This is a genomic window from Pseudomonas peli, assembly GCF_900099645.1.
Taxonomy (GTDB): domain Bacteria; phylum Pseudomonadota; class Gammaproteobacteria; order Pseudomonadales; family Pseudomonadaceae; genus Aquipseudomonas; species Aquipseudomonas peli.
This window is the reverse complement of the sequence record NZ_FMTL01000001.1, coordinates 1,344,950-1,363,791: the sequence shown is the minus strand read 5'-3', so window position 1 is coordinate 1,363,791 and position 18,842 is coordinate 1,344,950. Positions and strand designations below refer to the sequence as shown.

Genomic DNA, 18,842 nt, shown 5'->3' with positions numbered 1-18,842 from the left:
TCCACCCTACGCATTAGTAGCGGTAAGCGTGTGGCTTGAACGGGCCTTCCTGCGGCACACCGATGTATTCGGCTTGCTTGCTGGTCAGTTGGGTCACCACGCCGCCGAAGCCTTTGACCATTTCCAGGGCCACTTCCTCGTCGAGCTTCTTGGGCAGCACTTCCACGGTCAGACGCTCGGCTTTCTTGTCGGCGGACAGGTCAGCAAACTTCTGTTCGAACAGGAAGATTTGCGCCAGTACCTGGTTGGCGAAGGAGCCGTCCATGATCCGGCTCGGGTGGCCGGTGGCGTTGCCCAGGTTCACCAGACGGCCTTCGGCCAGCAGGATCAGGTAGTCATCGTTGTGCGGGTCGAAGCTGCCGGCACCGGTGCGGTGGATCTTGTGCACTTGTGGCTTCACTTCTTCCCATGCCCAGTTCTTGCGCATGAAAGCGGTGTCGATTTCATTGTCGAAGTGACCGATGTTGCACACCACCGCGCGCTTTTTCAGGGCCTTGAGCATGTTGGCGTCGCACACGTTGACGTTGCCAGTGGTGGTCACCAGCAGGTCAATTTTGCTCAGCAGGGCGCTGTCGATGCTTGCAGCGGTGCCGTCGTTGATGCCGTCGATGAACGGCGAAACCACTTCATAGCCGTCCATGCAGGCCTGCATGGCGCAGATCGGGTCCACTTCGGTCACGCGTACGATCATGCCTTCCTGACGCAGCGACTGCGCGGAGCCCTTGCCCACGTCGCCGTAACCGATAACCAGCGCTTGCTTGCCGGACAGCAGGTGGTCGGTGCCGCGCTTGATGGCGTCGCTCAGGCTGTGACGGCAGCCGTATTTGTTGTCGTTTTTGCTCTTGGTCACCGAGTCATTGACGTTGATAGCTGGGATCTTCAGCTCACCCTTGGCCAGCATGTCCAGCAGACGGTGCACGCCGGTGGTGGTTTCTTCGGTGACGCCGTGGATGCGCTCAAGCATCTGCGGGTATTTCTTGTGCAGGATCTCGGTCAGGTCGCCGCCATCGTCGAGGATCATGTTGGCATCCCATGGCTTACCGTCCTTGAGGATGGTTTGCTCGATGCACCACTCGTACTCTTCTTCGGTTTCGCCCTTCCAGGCGAATACCGGGATGCCGGCAGCAGCGATAGCCGCAGCAGCTTGGTCCTGGGTGGAGAAGATGTTGCACGACGACCAGCGTACTTCGGCACCCAGTGCAGTCAGGGTTTCGATCAGCACAGCGGTCTGGATGGTCATGTGGATGCAGCCGATGATCTTCGCGCCCTTGAGTGGCTGCTCGCCGGCGTATTTGCGGCGCAGGCCCATCAAAGCAGGCATTTCAGATTCGGCGATGATGGTTTCGCGACGGCCCCAGGCAGCCAGGGAAATGTCAGCGACTTTAAAATCGTTAAAAGCGGCGCTCATAAAAGCTCTCCATTCGTTGTCTGCGAATGGGCGCCGTTGATGCGTATGGTTAACGCCCTGTCCGAGCCTGACAAATCTCTGGTGGCCAGAGTTTGCTGCAGCGCCCCTCGGACAGGTGGCGGGTGCGACCGGAGCTGTGCCGGCCACATGAAGCTGGCGAAGTATAGCCAGCCTGGCGCATAAGCCCAAGGCTTTCTGTCGGGCGAATTGGCTGTTGCGCCATCGCTTTTGGCTGCTTCAGTCATGGTGTTTGCGTCAGCGCTGATACAGGCTGCAGATGTTTCTTCCCTCAACGCGGAGCTGCCATGACGATTGCTTACTGGTGTGTATTGATTGCCCTGTTTCTGCCTTACCTGTCGACGGTTACCGCCAAGGCCGTCAGCGGTGGTTTTAGCCCGCGTCATAACCATGACCCGCGGGCGTTGCTCAATAGCCTCAGCGGCGTCGGGCGGCGGGCCAACAACGCCCAGCTCAACAGTTTTGAAGTGACCCCGGCTTTTTCGGCTGCGGTGATCATTGCCCACCTGGCAGGCGGCGCTGAGCAGGCATTACTTGATCAGTTGGCGATCGCGTTTGTCGTCAGCCGTATTGTCTATTTCATTTGTTACCTGGCTGACTGGGCGCCGGTGCGTTCACTGGTGTGGTTCGTCAACATGGGGCTGATCATCAGCCTGTTTGTCGTATCGGCTTGATTGCAGCAGGACTGTTCAGTCCTCTGCGGCAAAACACCACGCTTGGCCGGTGGGTGCTGGGTGGCGATACTGTCACCCGTTATCCACCCGGTTGTTGGCATTTGAAGGTGTTATGAAGCTTAAAACCCTGTCTCTGGTTGTATTGGCGCTGGCTCTAAGCGGCTGCGGCGGTGTCGATCCCAATTCGCCGCAAGGCCAGCGTCAGAGCATTTTCAAGCAGATGCTCAAGGTCAGCGAAGACCTTGGCGGCATGCTGCGCGGGCGGTTGGCGTTCAAGGATCAGGCGTTTGTTGACGGCGCCGCCAAGCTCGATCAACTGACCCGCACGCCTTGGCAGCACTTTCCGCAGGTGCGTGATGACGGTGAGGAAAGCCGTGCCAAGGATGACGTCTGGCAGCGCCAGGCGCGTTTTCAGGAGCTGGCTCGCGCCATGGAAACCAGCACCGCTGCGCTAGTCGCCGCGACGGCGGCAAAGCCATTAAAGCCCGATGCACTGGTTGCGCCGATGCAGCGTGTTGAAGACAGCTGCAAAGCTTGTCATGAAGAGTTTCGCGCGTTCTAAAGTTCTCAAAATCCGGCGATCTGCGCGGTGCGCAACTGCGCCTGCAGGGCTTTCACCTCGGGGTGCTGGAAGAAAGCCGTTAACTGCGCCGCGCGTTGCGGGCCGATGCCGGGCTGGCGTAGCCAGTCGGCCGTGCTGCGCTGCGCCAACGTGTCCCAGTCCGCGTTTAATGGCACCTGAGACGGAACTCCGAGGGCACGCAGCCAGGCCTGCTGCGGACGTTGGCGGGCCAATTGAAAACTCTGCTGTAAGACTGCTGCGCTTCGCGGGCCTAAGCCTGGCACGCGAATCAACTGCTCGGGGGTTAACTCCAGCCAGTCGAGCAGGCCGTTAATCATTCCCGCCTGCAGCAGCTTCTCCCACGTGCCCGGGCCCACCCCCGGTAGGGCTAAACCCTGTTTGCCGCTGAGCCAGGCCAGGCGTGCACGGAACTGGCTGGCGCAAGCGGCGCTGGCTTGCCAGCAGCTCAGTGCGTGGTAAGCGCGGGCATCTGGCACCGGCAATTCAGCGCGCTCTTGGGTGTGCCAGAACACGCTGTCGAGCACCGGGATGGTAAGCCCGGAGAGCCGTATCACCACCTGGTCGCCGGGGCGTATATCCAGCGCCTGCCAGCGTTGCAGTGAGTTGGCGCTGACGTATTCGATGCGCCGGTCATCCAATTTTACCGGCTGCACGCGCAGCACCGGGGTGATGCGCCCGCTGCGGCCGATGCGAAAGTCCACGGCCTGCACCACCGCCAGAGCCTGCCCGACCGGGTACTTCCAGGCCACTGCCCAGTGCGGCGGTTCTGCTTGCCAGCGTGCGGCCTGTGGGCGCTGGGCCTGACGCAGCACCACGCCATCGGTGGCGAAGGGTAGGGCGCTGCTGTACCACTGCTCGCGCCAGTGGCTGGCGTCGGCCACTCTGCGAAGGGGATGGCTGAACGTGGCGCTGTCGGTGAAGCCCAGCGCGCTCAGCTGCTGCAGGCGCTCTAGCATGCTGGCTGGGCCATCGGGCCAATCCCAGACAAACAGGCCGATACCGGCTGCGTCCTCATGGCTCAACGCCTTGCGGCTCATCAGGCCGGCTACCTTACTGCGTGCACCTTGGCCGCCATCTTGCCGCTGGATATGCCCAGGTCTGCGCCAGTACAACTCGCCTTGCAGGGTCAGGTTCAGCGCCGAAGGCAGCTCTGCGGGAATTGCTGGCAGCTGGTGGGCCAGCTGGGTCCAGTCCTGCCCCTGACGGCCGTCGCCGCGACTGATCAGTTGCTGCAGGTGCCCTTGGTGATACACCAGGCTGACGGCCACGCCATCGACCTTGGGCTGAATCCAAAGCTCTTCCCGGTTAGCCATCCACTGCGCAATGGCGCGCTTGTCCGGCAACTTACGCAGGCCTGTATGAACCACCGGGTGCGGTTGCGGGCCGGTGCTGCTGGCCAGCGGATTAACTGCCGCGCTATGGGGTTGCGGGAAGCAGCTGCGCCAGTGTTGCAGGGTGACACTGGCCTGGTCATACAGCTCGTCCGCGACCGGGCTTTGCCCCAGACGATGGTAGGCATCGTCCCATTCGGCCACTTGTCGGCTCAGGGCATTCAATTCGCGTTCGGCGCGCGGGGCGGACCAGTCGGGGCAGGTGGCCCAAAGTGGGCTGCTGAACAGCAGCAGGCAGGCAATTCGGAGGTTCACCGTGAGCGTCCTTGCTCGGCAGATGTCTCACTCAGACTAGTCGGATTTACCCGAGTGAGCGCGATGTGTAGGCAATAAAAAGCCCCGCACAAGGCGGGGCTTCGGGTATTGCTTCAGGCTTACAACCCAGCGGCAGCGCGCAGGTCGGCGACCTTGTCGGTTTTTTCCCAGGTAAAGGTGCTGAAGGTGTCGTTGCCGACGGTCTTCTGCTTCGGCGTGCGGCCGAAGTGGCCGTAGGCCGCGGTGTCCTGGTACATCGGGTGCAGCAGGTCGAGCATCTTGGTGATGGCATAAGGGCGCAGGTCGAACACTTCACGCACCAGCTTGATGATCAAATCGTCTGCCACCTTGTTGGTGCCGAAGGTGTTGATCGAGATCGAGGTCGGCTGAGCCACGCCGATGGCGTAGGACACCTGAATTTCGCAACGCTCAGCCAGGCCGGCAGCGACGATATTCTTTGCCACGTAACGACCGGCGTAGGCGGCTGAGCGGTCAACCTTGGATGGGTCCTTGCCGGAGAACGCGCCGCCACCGTGACGGGCCATGCCGCCGTAGGAGTCGACGATGATCTTGCGCCCGGTCAGACCGCAGTCACCCACTGGGCCGCCGATCACGAAGTTGCCGGTCGGGTTGATGTGGAACTGGGTGCCTTTGTGCAGCAGCTCGGCCGGCAGGGCGTGCTTGATGATCAGCTCCATCACGCCTTCACGCAGGTCAGCCAGCGACACTTCCGGGTTGTGCTGAGTGGACAGCACCACCGCATCGATGCCGACTACCTTGCCATTTTCGTATTGGCAGGTGACCTGGGATTTCGCATCCGGTCGCAGCCATGGCAGCAGGCCGGACTTGCGCGCTTCGGCCTGGCGCTCGACCAGACGGTGGCTGAAGCAGATCGGTGCGGGCATCAGTACGTCGGTTTCGTTGCTGGCGTAGCCGAACATCAGGCCCTGGTCGCCGGCACCCTGGTCTTCCGGTTTGGCACGGTCGACGCCCTGGTTGATGTCCGGGGACTGCTTGCCAATGATGTTCAGCACGCCGCAGGTGGCGCCGTCGAAGCCGACTTCGGAGTTGGTGTAGCCGATGTCACAGATCACGTCGCGGACGATCTGTTCCAGGTCGACCCAGGCGCTGGTTGTGACTTCACCGGCAACGATGGCCACACCGGTCTTGACCAGGGTTTCCACGGCAACGCGGGCGTGTTTGTCCTGGGCGATGATGGCGTCCAGCACCGCGTCGGAAATTTGGTCGGCGATTTTGTCGGGATGGCCTTCGGAGACGGACTCGGAGGTAAAGAGGGAGTATTCGCTCATCGTGCGGGTTCCTGTTAGTGACCGGTAGTTGCAGCCCGTAGGCCATGAGTGAGTGACGGTTTGGCAAAGTGCCGAACCTGAATCTGAAAGCCGTTGCGCAGGCCTACGTAGAGGCTTTCGCAGGTGTTAAGGCCGGCCGCGGCGGCCCAGCGCGCCAGGTCGTCCTGTTCGAAGCCTAGCCACAGGTCGCCGCAGGCTTCGCGGGCCCAGCTCTGGTTGTGGCTGCACAATTCGGTGATCAGCAGGCTGCCGCCAGGTTTCACGCGCTGCGCCAGCTGCTTGAGCGCATCGGCCGGGGCGGCGAAGTGGTGCAGCACCATGTTCAGCACGAGGCAGTCGGCAGCCGGGTAGTCGTCTTGCAGGGCATCGGCCAGCTGCAGTTGCACATTGCCCAGGCCTTCCTCGGTGCAACGTTGACGGGCCAGTTCAAGCATCGCCGCGCTGTTATCCAAGGCCAGTACCTGCTGGAAGCGTTGCGCCAATTCCGGGAGAAAGCCGCCATCGCCAGGGCCGATTTCTACGGCGCTGGCATCACGGCCAAAACCCAGTGAGTCGAGCAGGGCCAGCACGCTGTCGCGGTACTGCGGCAGACCGGCGATCAGGTCCTGCTGCGCCTGAAAGCTAGCCGCGCTGCGGGCGAAGAACTCCTGGCTGGCGGCGGCGCGTTGGCCGTGCACTTGGGCGATACGTTGCTGTACCTCGGCGGGCAGCTGTAGCTGATCGATTTCATCAAGCAGCGCGCTATGCAGGCGGCTGCCCAGCTGTTCACCCTGAGCCAGGGCGCGGCGGTAGAAAATCGCATTGCCTTCGCGGCGGGTGGCCACTAGTCCAGCCTGGGCCAGCACCTTGAGATGGTGGCTGATGCCGGATTGACCGGTGGCGAAGATCTGCGCCAACTCCAATACACCGAACGAGTCGTTGGCCAGGGCGCGCAGAATATTCAGGCGCAACGCGTCACCGCTGGCCTTGCACAGGGCGGCGAGGGCATCGACCGGCTCGAAGGCCAAATGGGAGGCGCGCATATTCATAGGTTGGGCAGTCTAGTCGGTCACTTTTTATCCAGCAAGAGCAATATCAAAAAGTTTTGATATTGCTCTTGCTGGTGCTCAGTGCCTGTTCGACCTGTTCCAGCAGCGCGGCCGCCGCGGGGCTCAGGCTGTGTTCACGGCGCCAGACGGCATGCAGATCGCGGCTGATCTGTAAGTCGCGAACGGGCAGGTGGCACAGCTGTCCGCTGCGCAGCTCCTCCTGCACCGCCAGTTCGGAAATCCAGGCCACGGCTTGGCCGGCCAACAAGCTGCGTTTTAGCGCCTCGCTATTGCCCAGGGCCATGGCGATACGCGGTTGCAGGCCGAGCGACTGATAGGTCTGTTCCAGGGTGGCGCGGGTGCCAGAGCCCGGTTCGCGTATTAGCAGGGCGGCGTCGGCCAGTTCTCCTGGGCTGACGGTCGCCTGCTTGGCCAGAGGATGCTTGGGGCTGGCGACAGGTAGCAACGCATCCGTGCCAAGGTGGCGGTGATTGAACTGTTCCGGGGCGAATGGCCCTTCGATAAAGGCCAGGGTGATGGCGTTGTCTTCCAGTTGTTGCAGGCAGGCTGCGGTGTTGTCGATCTGCAGGCTCAGTTGCAGGTCGGGGTACTGCTGATGAAACGGCGCAATCAGCGCTGGCAGCAGGTAGCTGCCCAGGGTGGCGCTGGCGCCCAGGTGCAACTCGCCGCAGCCGAGGTTGGCGAAGGCCTGCAAGTCGCGCTCGGCGGCTTGCTCCAAGGCAAAGATGCGCTCGGCATAGGGCAGCAGGCGTTGCCCGGCGGCGGTGAGGGTGACGCCACGGCTTTGTCGGTCAAACAGCGGCAAGCGCAGTCGTGCTTCCAGCTCGCGGATCTCGCGGGTCACCGCCGGCTGACTGATAAACAGGCGGGCGGCTCCCGCGCTGATGCTGCCGGTCTGGGCGATGGCGAGAAAGACCTTGAGGTGGTGCAGATTCATAAATAGAAGGTATGCCTTGTATCTTTTATATGTATTTTACCTATAGCACGCGTCTGCCTAATCTCCCAGTCATGGATCGCCAGTGGCGATTGTCTGTGAGGAATGCCCTGATGTTGCGCCCCTTTACCCGTTTGCATGAGCCGTTGGCTTTTGTTCGTCAATTCACCCCCAACTGGTTTGCCATGACCATGGGCACCGGCGTGCTGGCGCAGGTGGTGGCCAAGTTGCCGCTGTCTTTCCCGGGGCAGATGCTGCTGGCCGAAGGCCTGTGGTGGCTTACGGTGTTGCTGTTTGGTCTGTTCAGTGTGCTGTTTGCCGCGCGCCTTCTGCTGTTTCGCGACACTCTGTGGCCGATGCTCGATCACCCGGTGCAGTCGATGTTTCTGGGGGCGATCCCCATGGGGCTGGTGCAGGTGATCAACGGTTTGCTGTTGTTTACCGCGCCGGTGCATGGCGCCTCCCTCGTGGCTCTGGCTCATGGTTTGTGGTGGCTGGCGCTGGTCTTGGCTCTGGGCGCGGCACTCGGTGTGCCATATTTGATGTTTACCCGGCAAAAACATGTGCTGGAAACCCTCACCGGGGTTTGGCTGCTGCCGATTGTCGCACCCGAAGTGGTGGCCAGCGGCGCGGCGGCACTGGCGCCGCATTTGGCGGCTGAGTCGGCGCAATTGCTACTCAGTCTGGGCTATGTGCTGTGGGGCTTGTCGCTGAGCCTGGCGTTTGCCCTGATCGCTCTTGTGCTGTTGCGCCTGGCTCTGCACAAGTTGCCGGATATGGATTTTGCCGCCAGCAGCTGGCTGCCACTGGGGCCGCTGGCCACCGGTTGCCTGGGCTTGATCAGTCTGGGTCAGGCGGCGCCTCACGCCTGGCAGGGCACCGCGTTGCAGGGCGCGGCCGAAATGGCGCAGCAGCTGGGTCTGGTCGGTGGGTTGGCGCTGTGGGGTGCGGGGTTGTGGTGGTTGGTCGCGGCCAGCCTGTTTACCCAGCATTACCTGCGCCGTGAGCTGCCCTTCAACCTAGGTTGGTGGGGGTTCACCTTCCCTCTGGGGGTATTCACCCTGGCCACCTTTGCCCTGCAGCAGATGACCGGTTTGGCGTTCTTTATGTGGGTGGGCCTGTTGCTGGCGGCCAAGCTGGTGCTTGTCTGGTTGCTAGTGATGCGTCGCACACTGCACGGTTTGTGGCACGGCGAGCTGTTTCGCGCACCCTGTCTGGCCACGCAAGCATCGATTTGAGGCGGCTGACGGGGGCTAATTGCCGATTGTCCGGGGTTAACGACCATCTGTGATTGCCCCCATGGCGCCGCTGGGCGAAAATGGCCGCCTTTTTCGACCCTCAGTTGCCCAAGCAGCCCCCGCAGGAGATTCAGTGATGCCCAGCCGTCGTGAGCGAGCCAATGCCATTCGTGCCCTCAGCATGGATGCCGTGCAGAAAGCCAACAGCGGCCACCCCGGTGCCCCGATGGGCATGGCGGATATCGCCGAAGTCCTGTGGCGTGACTTCCTTAAGCACAACCCGAGCAACCCGAAATTCGCCGACCGTGACCGCTTTGTGCTGTCCAACGGCCACGGCTCGATGCTGATCTACTCGCTGCTGCACCTGACCGGCTACGACCTGGGCATCGAAGACCTGAAAAACTTCCGTCAACTGCACAGCCGCACCCCGGGTCACCCGGAATACGGCTACACCCCAGGCGTGGAAACCACCACCGGCCCGCTAGGCCAGGGCATCGCCAACGCCGTCGGCTTCGCCATTGCCGAGAAAGTACTGGGCGCGCAGTTCAACCGTGACGGCCACCAGATCGTTGACCACTTCACCTACGCCTTCCTCGGCGACGGCTGCATGATGGAAGGCATCAGCCATGAAGTCTGCTCGCTGGCCGGCACCTTGGGCCTGGGCAAGCTGGTGGCGTTCTATGACGACAACGGCATTTCCATCGACGGTGAAGTCGAAGGCTGGTTCACCGATGACACCCCGGCGCGCTTCGAAGCCTACGGCTGGCAGGTGATCCGCAATGTCGACGGTCACGACGCCGAAGAAATCAAGATGGCCATCGAAACCGCGCGCAAGACCAGCGACCGTCCGACCCTGATCTGCTGCAAGACCACCATCGGTTTCGGTTCGCCGAACAAGCAGGGCAAGGAAGAGTGCCACGGCGCGCCGCTGGGTAACGATGAAATCGCCCTGACCCGCGCCACCCTGGGCTGGAACCATGGCCCGTTCGAAATCCCGGCCGACATCTATGCCGAGTGGGATGCCAAGGCTGCCGGTGCGGCCGCCGAGGCCGAGTGGAACGAGCGCTTTGCTGCCTACGCCGCCGCCTTCCCTGAGCTGGCTAGCGAGTTCAAGCGCCGCGTCGCCGGCGAATTGCCCGCTGACTTCGCTGAGAAGACCGCTGCTTATATTCAAGAAGTGGCCGCCAAAGGCGAAACCATCGCCAGCCGCAAGGCCAGCCAGAACACCCTGAATGCTTTCGGCCCGCTGCTGCCGGAATTCCTCGGCGGCTCGGCGGACCTGGCCGGCTCCAACCTGACCCTGTGGAAAGGCTGCAAAGGTGTGTCGGCTGATGACGCATCCGGCAACTACATGTTCTACGGCGTGCGCGAGTTCGGCATGAGCGCGATCATGAACGGTGTGGCCCTGCACGGCGGCTTCGTGCCCTACGGCGCGACCTTCCTGATCTTTATGGAATACGCACGCAACGCGGTGCGCATGGCCGCACTGATGAAGCAGCGTGTGCTGTTCGTGTTTACCCACGACTCCATCGGCCTCGGTGAAGACGGCCCGACTCACCAGCCAATCGAGCAGCTGGCCAGCCTGCGTGGCACGCCGAACCTCGACACCTGGCGCCCATGCGACGCCGTTGAGTCCGCAGTGGCGTGGAAATACGCCATCGAGCGCAATGACGGCCCGTCTGCACTGATCTTCAGTCGGCAGAACCTGCCGCACCAGAGCCGCGATGCCCAGCAGTTGGCCGATGTCGCCCGTGGTGGTTATGTGCTGAAAGACTGCGCGGGTGAGCCGGAACTGATCCTGATCGCCACCGGCTCGGAAATCGGCCTGGCCATGCAGGCTGCTGCCAAGCTGGAAGAGCAGGGCCGCCAGGTGCGCGTTGTCTCGATGCCGTCCACCAGCGTGTTCGACCAGCAGGACGCCGGCTACAAGCAGGCCGTGCTACCGGTTCAGGTGGGTGCGCGTATCGCCATCGAAGCCTCGCATGCCGACTACTGGTACAAGTACGTGGGTCTGGAAGGTCGCATCATCGGCATGACCACCTTCGGTGAGTCTGCCCCCGCGCCGGCGCTGTTCGAGGAGTTCGGCTTCACCGTCGAAAACATCCTGGAAACCGCCGCCGAGCTGCTGGACGCCTGATCCGGCGAATGATGGGTGATGCCGCTTGCGGCTCACCCATCCTACGGTTCCCTATCGAGACCATCATGCCCAAGCGCCCCTATCGAATTGCCCTCAACGGTTATGGCCGTATCGGCCGCTGCGTGCTGCGTGCGCTGCATGAGCGGGGCGCCGGGGCACAGCTGGAAATCGTCGCGCTGAATGACCTGGCCGACCAGGCCAGCATTGAATACCTGACGCGTTTCGACTCCACCCACGGGCGTTTTCCCGGTGAGGTGAAGGTCGACGGTGATTGCCTGCATATCAATGGCGACTGCGTGAAGGTGTTGCGCCAGGCCAGCCCGGAAGCCATCGACTGGGCCGCGCTGGACATTGATCTGCTGCTCGAATGCTCCGGCCAGTACACCAGCCGCAGCGAGGCGCAGCGCTTTATCGATGCTGGCGCGCCGCGCGTGTTGCTGTCGCAACCCATGGCCAGTGAGGCAGATATCGACGCCACGGTGGTCTACGGGGTCAATCAGGATTGCCTGAGCGGCACCGAGCAGCTGGTGTCCAACGCCTCCTGCACCACCAACTGTGGTGTGCCGCTGCTCAAACTGCTGAATGAGACGGTGGGTATCGAATACGTGTCGATCACCACCATCCACTCGGCGATGAACGACCAGCCGGTGATCGACGCTTACCACCACGAAGACCTGCGCCGCACGCGCTCGGCCTTTCAGTCGGTGATTCCGGTGTCTACCGGGTTGGCCCGTGGTATCGAGCGCCTGCTGCCAGAGCTTGCCGGGCGTATCCAGGCCAAAGCCATTCGTGTGCCGACGGTGAACGTGTCGTGTCTGGACATCACCCTGCAGACCGCGCGTGACACCTCCACCGAGGAGATCAACCGCGTGTTGCGCCAGGCCGCGGAAAGCGGCCCGCTCAAGGGCTTGTTGGCCTACACCGAACTGCCGCACGCCAGTTGCGACTTCAACCATGACCCGCATTCGGCCATCGTCGATGGCAGCCAGACTCGCGTCTCCGGGCCGCGTCTGGTCAACCTGCTGTCCTGGTTCGACAACGAGTGGGGGTTTGCCAACCGCATGCTCGATGTCGCTGAACACTTTCTCTCCCTGACTACTCCAGCCCCCGTGAAGGACTGATATATGACCGTTCTGAAGATGACCGACCTCGACCTCGCCGGTAAGCGCGTGCTGATCCGCGAAGACCTCAACGTGCCGGTAAAAGACGGCGCGGTGAAGAGCGACGCGCGCATCCTCGCCTCCCTGCCGACCATCAAGCTGGCGCTGGAGAAGGGCGCAGCGATCATGGTCTGCTCGCACCTGGGTCGTCCGACCGAAGGCGAGTTCAGCGAAGAGAACAGCCTGGCCCCGGTCGCGGCCTACCTGAGCAAGGCCCTGGGCCGCGACGTACCGCTGGTAAAAGATTACCTCGGCGGAGTTGAGCTCAAGGCTGGCGAGATCGTGCTGTTCGAGAACGTGCGCTTCAACAAGGGCGAGAAGAAAAACGCCGATGAACTGGCTCAGCAGTACGCTGCGCTGTGTGACGTGTTCGTCATGGACGCCTTCGGTACCGCTCACCGCGCTGAGGGTTCGACCCATGGCGTGGCCAAGTTCGCCAAGGTCGCCTGCGCCGGCCCGCTGCTGGCGGCCGAGTTGGAAGCCCTGGGCAAGGCGCTGGGTAATCCGGCCAAGCCAATGGCCGCTATCGTTGCCGGCTCCAAGGTCTCGACCAAGCTTGACGTGCTCAACAGCCTGAGCCAGATCTGCGACCAGCTGATCGTCGGCGGTGGCATCGCCAATACCTTCCTAGCCGCAGCCGGTTTCCCAGTGGGCAAATCGCTGTACGAGGCCGATCTGGTTGAGACTGCCAAGGCCATCGCGGCCAAGGTCAGCGTGCCGTTACCGGTCGATGTGGTCGTCGCCAAAGCCTTCGCCGAAGACGCCGAAGCCACCGTCAAACTGGTGGCTGATGTGGCTGCAGACGACATGATTCTGGATATCGGCCCGCAAACTGCCGCGCAGTTTGCCGAGTTGCTGAAATCCTCGAAGACCATCCTGTGGAACGGCCCGGTCGGCGTGTTTGAGTTTGACCAGTTCGGCAACGGCACCAAGGTGCTGGCCCAGGCCATCGCCGAAAGCCCAGCGTTCTCCATTGCCGGTGGCGGCGACACCCTGGCGGCCATCGACAAATACGGCGTTGGCGCGCAGATCAGCTATATCTCCACCGGTGGTGGTGCGTTCCTCGAGTTTGTCGAGGGCAAGGTATTGCCGGCGGTTGAAGTGCTGGAACAACGCGCTAACGCATAAACAGCCTGATCATGGAGCGAGTCCCGATAATGAAACGGATTACCCTGTTGGCATTGCTTAGCCTGCTTGGCGCCTGCGCCAGTCAGCCTGCACCGTCGGATAACTGGACGCGCTGGGTGTGCGACAGCCAGACCGAAGTGCTCTGGCGTTTCGCCGACAGCAGCGCAGAGTCCGTCGATGTGCGCCTCGGCGGCGGTGATATCGTTTATCGCTTGCAGCAGGAGCCCGCTGGCTCGGGTGCGCTGTACAGTGACGGGATGTTGTCTTTTCACACCAAAGGCGAGGAAGGGCTGGTCTACTGGACGGCCAAGGATGACCTGATCGGCCGTGGCTGCAAGGCACCCTGAAACGACTTGAATACAGGCCGGGTTTGCTCCCGGTCTGAATGACTTGAATAGCGCCTGCCCCTGCGGCAGGCTTGCACGATTAACGAGCCCCACCGGGAGAAAGAACACCATGGCACTTATCAGCATGCGCCAGATGCTCGACCACGCCGCCGAATTTGGCTACGGCGTGCCGGCTTTTAACGTCAACAACCTCGAGCAGATGCGCGCGATCATGGAAGCGGCCGACAAGACCGATTCCCCGGTGATCGTTCAGGCATCGGCCGGTGCGCGTAAATACGCCGGCGCGCCGTTCCTGCGTCACCTGATCCTGGCGGCTATCGAAGAATTCCCGCACATCCCGGTGTGCATGCACCAGGACCACGGCACCAGCCCGGACGTCTGCCAGCGCTCGATCCAGCTGGGCTTCAGCTCGGTAATGATGGACGGCTCGCTGAAAGAAGATGGCAAGACCCCGGCCGACTACGACTACAACGTCCGTGTCACCCAGCAGACCGTGGCTTTCGCCCACGCCTGCGGCGTGTCCGTTGAAGGTGAACTGGGTTGCCTGGGTAGCCTGGAAACCGGCATGGCAGGTGAAGAAGACGGCGTTGGCGCGGAAGGCGTGCTCGACCACAGCCAGATGCTCACCGACCCGGAAGAAGCGGCTGACTTCGTCAAGCGCACCCAGGTCGATGCCCTGGCCATTGCTATCGGCACCAGCCACGGCGCGTACAAGTTCACCAAGCCGCCCACCGGTGACATCCTCGCGATCGACCGCATCAAGGAAATCCACAAGCGCATCCCCAACACCCACTTGGTGATGCACGGTTCCTCGTCGGTACCGCAAGAGTGGCTGGCGATCATCAACCAGTACGGCGGCGACATCAAAGAAACCTACGGCGTGCCGGTTGAAGAAATCGTTGAAGGCATCAAGTACGGCGTGCGTAAGGTCAACATCGACACCGACCTGCGCCTGGCGTCCACCGGTGCCATGCGCCGCCTGATGGCCGAGAACCCGAGCGAGTTCGACCCGCGCAAATTCTTCGGTGCTACCGTCACCGCTATGCGCGATATCTGCATCGCCCGTTACGAAGCCTTCGGCACCGCCGGCAACGCCTCGAAGATCAAACCGATCTCCCTGGAAGGCATGTTCCAGCGTTATGCCAAGGGTGAGCTGGCCGCCAAGGTCAACTAAGCCTGTTGCTGTACTGAAAGCCCCGCCGATGCGGGGCTTTTGTTATTCGGAGGAGTCTTATGACGAGGTTGATCGGGCTGTTCGGTGTACTCGCTGCATTGGCCGGCTGTGCCCATCAGCCACCAGTGAGCGGGCCGCCCGTTAATGTGGCGGTGGCGAGCGATCCGCAGCAGTGCGCCACCCGCGTCGAGTGCACGACCAAGACCGCGCGTACCCTGCTGTTTGTCTTCGACTATGCGGCGGCCGGTGCACCGCTGGTGCAGCGCGATGGGCGCTTGCTGTTTACCCCGGCCGATGTGCCCGTCACTGACTGGCCGGCGCTTTATATCCGCCTGGCCGAAGCCGAGCAGAGCGCCTTTGCCTTTAATGCGCAGTGCCGGGCGCAGACCTGTCGCCTGACGGCACCGCAGCTGCTACAGATCTACCGCAGTTACCTGGCGGACAAACCCTGTGCATTCAGTCCGGCGGTGTGCCGTATCGACTAACGCGGCGGCAGGCTGGCGAGAAACGCCAGAATCGCCGCCTGTACCCGTGGCGTGTCCTGCGGCGAGAGGATGTCGCCGGCCAGCACATGGTGTGACGGGTCCTGGGTGTCCTTGAGGGCGATCAGCTGTTTTTGCGGCGAACCGAAACGGGTAAAGGCGGCCTCGATGGCGGAGGCGCTGACCACCTGATCGTCCTGTGAATAGAGTATGAGAATCGGCGCTTTGATCTGCTCCAGCGGCTGTTCGCGCACGTATTTCACCAGCGCCATCATCGGCAGCAGCGCCTGTACCGGGTAGCGGTGGCTCCAGTAGCGCGCCTGTGCGGCGTTGCGCGGTTGCCATTGATGTTCCGGGCCCAGCAGCAAGGGCACAAAGTGCGTCGCCCAAGGCCAGGTGAGCACGGTCGCGGCCGGGTCTTTGGGGGCAAAGTTCGGCGACACCATGATATAGGCCAGCACTTGCGGGTTATCGCCCTGCAGCGCCAGCCAAGTGGCCAGGGTGGCGCCGGTCGAGGTGCCGATCACCAGCACCTGTTTACCCAAACGCTGACCGATCTGCAGGGCCTCCTGGCTGTCCTGCAGCCAGTCCTGCACGCTGGCCTTGGCCATCGCGGCGCCGCTTCGGCCATGACCGCTCAGGCGGGTGTAGAACAGGTTGGCGCCCAGTTGCCGGGCCAGTTGATCGCTTAGCGGTGCGGTTTCCTGGCGAGTGGCCGAGTAACCATGCAGGTAGATGATTGCCAGGTCGGTCTGGCGCTGGTCTGGATGGGCCCAGACGATGGTCTTTTCCGCTCCGGGCGTGATGTCCGGATAAGGTGCTTCTGTCTCGGTCAGGTAGCGGTCGAGGTCGGCCGGCAGCTGGATCGCTGTCAGTTGGGTGTCGACGGGTGGCACGGGACCGAGGCTGAACGCAACGGCAAGCAGTGCGAGAATCAGCGCACAGAGGGGTAGGGCTTTTTTCATCGTGCGGTTCTTGTGTGGGTTGTTGTCGGCAGGATGGCTGCTGGCATTCTGCTACAGCGCTGTGGCTGCGCCTATCGCCCATTTGTGGGCTTGGTAAAACCATGTAAAACACCGGCCACGTGCAGCGCGGCGCGCTGGTCCATACTCGGGCCACCGTCGTCTCTGGATATCTGTCTGCATGCCAAGCAAATTGCGCACTCTGTTGTACTTCTTTCTGGCTGTGCTGCTGGCGAGTGTAATGGGCACTGTGCTGCAGACCCAGTTCAATCTGGCTAACCTGCAGGCGCTTGGCGCGCCCATGCCGCTTGGTGTGCGGGTGCAGACCACCTGCCTGGACCTGTTGGGCTTTAGCCCGACCTTCGCGATACTGGTGATCCTCGGTTTTATTTTTGCCTTGCCAGCCGCAAGCTTGTTGGCGCGCCTCTGGCCAATGGGCCGCTGGCTGCTGTTTACCCTGGCCGGTGCGTTGGCGGTGCTGGCGGCGATGGCGCTGGCCAATGCACTGCTACCGATGCCAACGCTGATTGGCGCCAACCGCACGCTTGCCGGCACCGTTGGGCTGATGGCCTGCGGCAGCCTGGGCGCGCTGTTATTTGCCGGACTGATGCGGCGCTCATCGCCGGCGCAATCCTGATTTATCCCTCTGCAAGCAAAAGGCCCGAATCATGCTGAATACGTCCCGCGCTCTGTTGTTGTTTGGTCTGCTTGGCAGCAGCTTGGCGCACGCCATGGATTACCGCATTGAAACCGTGACTGAAGGCCTGGAGCATCCCTGGTCGCTGGCCTTCTTGCCAGATGGCCGCATGCTGGTAACCGAGCGCGTCGGCCGCCTGCGCATCATCGAGCAGGACGGCAGCCTTAACCCGCAACCGGTTGGCGGCGTGCCTGAGGGGTTTGTCGCCGCCCAGGCCGGGCTTATGGAGGTGCTCCTTGACCCGGCGTTCGCCAGTAATCAGCAGCTGTATCTGAGCTATGCATACGGCACGACCCAGGCCAACAACACCCGTCTGAGCAAGGCGCGGCTGGTCGATGGTCAGCTGCAGGATGTGCAGGTGCTGTTTACCGCACAGCCGGCTAAGTCCGGTGCTGCGCATTACGGTGGGCGCATGGCCTGGCTACCGGATAACACCCTGGTACTGACCCTGGGCGATGGTTTCGACTGGCGCGAGCAGGCCCAGAACACCAGCAACCACCTCGGCAAGATCGTGCGCCTGAACCGCGACGGCAGTGCGCCGAAGGACAACCCGCTGGTGGGCCAGTCCGGCGCGGCGGCGGAGATCTACAGCCTGGGCCATCGCAACGTGCAGGGCATCGTCTATGACAATCAACTGCAGCGCCTCTACAGCCACGAGCACGGCCCACGCGGAGGCGACGAGCTGAACCTCATCGAGCCCGGCAATAACTATGGCTGGCCGTTGATCACCTATGGCATTGACTACACCGGTGCGCAGATTTCGCCTTACACCGAGCTGCCTGGCCTGCAGCAACCCTTGCTGCACTGGACACCGTCGGTCGCTCCTTCCAGCCTGACGATTTATCGCGGGGCACTATTCCCAGAATGGCAGGGCGATCTGTTTGCTTCGACCTTGGCTGAGCGCAGTGTGCGGCGCATTCGTCTGCAGGACGGCAAGTTGGCTGGTGAGGACGTGCTGTTCGAGGAGCTGGAAGAGCGTATTCGCGACGTGCGTGTCGGTCCTGATGGTGCGTTGTACCTGCTCACTGACAGTGCAGATGGTCGGTTGCTGCGGGTTGTACCGAGCCAGTAGCTGGGGTGCCAAAAGCAGCCCTGGTTGCGCGCGGCTTGCGGCATAATCCTCGGCTTTACCGTGCATACGCCATTTTGACCATGACCCCGCTCAAATACCTGCAAGGCTACCCGGCCCCGCTGCAAGACAAGATCCGTCAGCTGATTGCTGAGGAGCGCCTGGGCGATTATCTGGCGCGGTCTTACAGCGGCAAGCACGCGGTTCAAAGCGACAAAGCGTTGTACGCCTATATCCAGGGTCTCAAGCAGGAGCACCTGCGCAATGCCCCAGCCATCGACAAGGTGCTCTACGACAATCGCCTCGATCTGACCCACCGTGCTCTCGGTTTGCACACGGCAATTTCGCGGGTGCAGGGCGGCAAGCTCAAGGCGAAGAAGGAAATTCGCGTGGCCTCATTGTTCCGCGAGGCCGCGCCGGAGTTTTTGCAGATGATCGTGGTGCACGAGCTGGCGCACCTGAAAGAGGCTGAGCACAACAAGGCCTTCTATAAACTCTGCGAATACATGCTGCCGGGCTACCACCAGCTGGAGTTCGACCTGCGTGTTTACCTGACCTGGCGGGAACTGCCAGGAACAGCAGGCGTGCTGTCAGCCACGTAGCAGCAGGTTGAGCTGATCCACCACCTCGGCCCATTCAGCGTCGGCTAAGAACTGTTGGCGCAAAAAGTCGGCCTGGGCTGGGTCCCAGAACGGTGCATCGGCCAGTCGGCAGTCTTCCGGCAGGGGAGAGTGGCGCTTGATAAAGAGGTCGATGCTGATCTGATCATGCTCGAGACCCAGTTGCTGGAACAGTGTTTCAAGCTCTTGGACGTTGGCTTGCATAG

Annotated in this window: 19 protein-coding genes and 1 riboswitch; of the genes, 12 read left to right on the top strand and 7 right to left on the bottom strand. The window is 62.1% G+C overall.

Annotation, left to right across the window (positions count from 1 at the left end; translation table 11 throughout):
* Positions 1–13 precede the first annotated feature (13 nt).
* Positions 14–1,408 (bottom strand): adenosylhomocysteinase, encoded by a 1,395-nt coding sequence (gene ahcY, locus BLO50_RS06530; protein WP_090250050.1) that lies wholly within the window; start codon positions 1,406–1,408, stop codon positions 14–16.
* 21 nt (positions 1,409–1,429) lie between these two features.
* A riboswitch (S-adenosyl-L-homocysteine riboswitch) is annotated at positions 1,430–1,523 on the bottom strand.
* A gap of 190 nt (positions 1,524–1,713) precedes the next feature.
* Between ahcY and BLO50_RS06525 the strand changes: the two genes are divergently transcribed.
* On the top strand, positions 1,714–2,100 hold the full coding sequence (locus BLO50_RS06525; protein ID WP_090250047.1) for an MAPEG family protein: 387 nt from the start codon (positions 1,714–1,716) through the stop codon (positions 2,098–2,100).
* Between the two features lie 112 nt (positions 2,101–2,212).
* On the top strand, positions 2,213–2,662 hold the full coding sequence (locus tag BLO50_RS06520; protein ID WP_090250044.1) for a c-type cytochrome: 450 nt from the start codon (positions 2,213–2,215) through the stop codon (positions 2,660–2,662).
* A 5-nt stretch (positions 2,663–2,667) separates the two neighbouring features.
* On the opposite strand, the gene ligB is transcribed toward BLO50_RS06520, so the two are convergent.
* The 4 genes from ligB to BLO50_RS06500 form a co-directional block, all read right to left on the bottom strand.
* Positions 2,668–4,329 (bottom strand): NAD-dependent DNA ligase LigB, encoded by a 1,662-nt coding sequence (gene ligB / locus BLO50_RS06515; protein ID WP_090250041.1) that lies wholly within the window; start codon positions 4,327–4,329, stop codon positions 2,668–2,670.
* 119 nt (positions 4,330–4,448) lie between these two features.
* Positions 4,449–5,639, bottom strand: coding sequence for a methionine adenosyltransferase (gene metK / locus BLO50_RS06510; protein WP_090250039.1), 1,191 nt, complete (start codon positions 5,637–5,639; stop codon positions 4,449–4,451).
* Between the two features lie 14 nt (positions 5,640–5,653).
* Entirely contained in the window at positions 5,654–6,667 is a 1,014-nt protein-coding gene (locus BLO50_RS06505; protein ID WP_090250035.1) for an ArsR/SmtB family transcription factor, read from the bottom strand.
* A gap of 46 nt (positions 6,668–6,713) precedes the next feature.
* Positions 6,714–7,625: a LysR family transcriptional regulator gene (locus tag BLO50_RS06500; RefSeq protein WP_090250033.1), complete on the bottom strand. Its 912-nt coding sequence runs from the start codon at positions 7,623–7,625 to the stop codon at positions 6,714–6,716.
* Positions 7,626–7,735: 110 nt separating this feature from the next.
* Here BLO50_RS06500 and BLO50_RS06495 point away from each other — a divergent pair, with 110 nt between their 5' ends.
* The 7 genes from BLO50_RS06495 to BLO50_RS06465 all read left to right on the top strand — a co-directional run bounded on the left by BLO50_RS06495 (position 7,736) and on the right by BLO50_RS06465 (position 15,291).
* A complete protein-coding gene (locus BLO50_RS06495; protein WP_090250031.1) occupies positions 7,736–8,860 on the top strand; it encodes a TDT family transporter in 1,125 nt (374 codons plus the stop codon).
* 136 nt (positions 8,861–8,996) lie between these two features.
* Positions 8,997–10,997, top strand: coding sequence for a transketolase (gene tkt / locus BLO50_RS06490; RefSeq protein ID WP_090250028.1), 2,001 nt, complete (start codon positions 8,997–8,999; stop codon positions 10,995–10,997).
* A 65-nt stretch (positions 10,998–11,062) separates the two neighbouring features.
* On the top strand, positions 11,063–12,118 hold the full coding sequence (epd, locus tag BLO50_RS06485) for an erythrose-4-phosphate dehydrogenase (protein WP_090250025.1): 1,056 nt from the start codon (positions 11,063–11,065) through the stop codon (positions 12,116–12,118).
* Between the two features lie 3 nt (positions 12,119–12,121).
* Positions 12,122–13,285, top strand: coding sequence for a phosphoglycerate kinase (locus BLO50_RS06480; protein ID WP_090250022.1), 1,164 nt, complete (start codon positions 12,122–12,124; stop codon positions 13,283–13,285).
* Positions 13,286–13,314: 29 nt separating this feature from the next.
* A complete protein-coding gene (locus BLO50_RS06475) occupies positions 13,315–13,632 on the top strand; it encodes an MliC family protein (protein ID WP_090250020.1) in 318 nt (105 codons plus the stop codon).
* 109 nt (positions 13,633–13,741) lie between these two features.
* On the top strand, positions 13,742–14,806 hold the full coding sequence (gene fba / locus BLO50_RS06470; protein WP_090250017.1) for a class II fructose-bisphosphate aldolase: 1,065 nt from the start codon (positions 13,742–13,744) through the stop codon (positions 14,804–14,806).
* Positions 14,807–14,865: 59 nt separating this feature from the next.
* Positions 14,866–15,291, top strand: coding sequence for a hypothetical protein (locus BLO50_RS06465; protein WP_090250015.1), 426 nt, complete (start codon positions 14,866–14,868; stop codon positions 15,289–15,291).
* On the opposite strand, the gene BLO50_RS06460 is transcribed toward BLO50_RS06465, so the two are convergent.
* Entirely contained in the window at positions 15,288–16,253 is a 966-nt protein-coding gene (locus tag BLO50_RS06460; protein ID WP_090250012.1) for an alpha/beta hydrolase, read from the bottom strand. The genes BLO50_RS06465 and BLO50_RS06460 overlap by 4 nt on opposite strands.
* Positions 16,254–16,431: 178 nt before the next feature.
* Here BLO50_RS06460 and BLO50_RS06455 point away from each other — a divergent pair, with 178 nt between their 5' ends.
* From BLO50_RS06455 to BLO50_RS06445, 3 genes are all read left to right on the top strand, one after another.
* Positions 16,432–16,887: a hypothetical protein gene (locus BLO50_RS06455; RefSeq protein ID WP_090250010.1), complete on the top strand. Its 456-nt coding sequence runs from the start codon at positions 16,432–16,434 to the stop codon at positions 16,885–16,887.
* A 31-nt stretch (positions 16,888–16,918) separates the two neighbouring features.
* Positions 16,919–18,019: a PQQ-dependent sugar dehydrogenase gene (locus tag BLO50_RS06450; protein WP_090250008.1), complete on the top strand. Its 1,101-nt coding sequence runs from the start codon at positions 16,919–16,921 to the stop codon at positions 18,017–18,019.
* Positions 18,020–18,099: 80 nt separating this feature from the next.
* Entirely contained in the window at positions 18,100–18,618 is a 519-nt protein-coding gene (locus BLO50_RS06445; RefSeq protein ID WP_090250006.1) for a YgjP-like metallopeptidase domain-containing protein, read from the top strand.
* Here BLO50_RS06445 and BLO50_RS06440 read toward each other — a convergent pair.
* On the bottom strand, positions 18,607–18,840 hold the full coding sequence (locus BLO50_RS06440; RefSeq protein WP_090250004.1) for a DUF2789 family protein: 234 nt from the start codon (positions 18,838–18,840) through the stop codon (positions 18,607–18,609). The genes BLO50_RS06445 and BLO50_RS06440 overlap by 12 nt on opposite strands.
* Between the last annotated feature and the right edge of the window lie 2 nt (positions 18,841–18,842).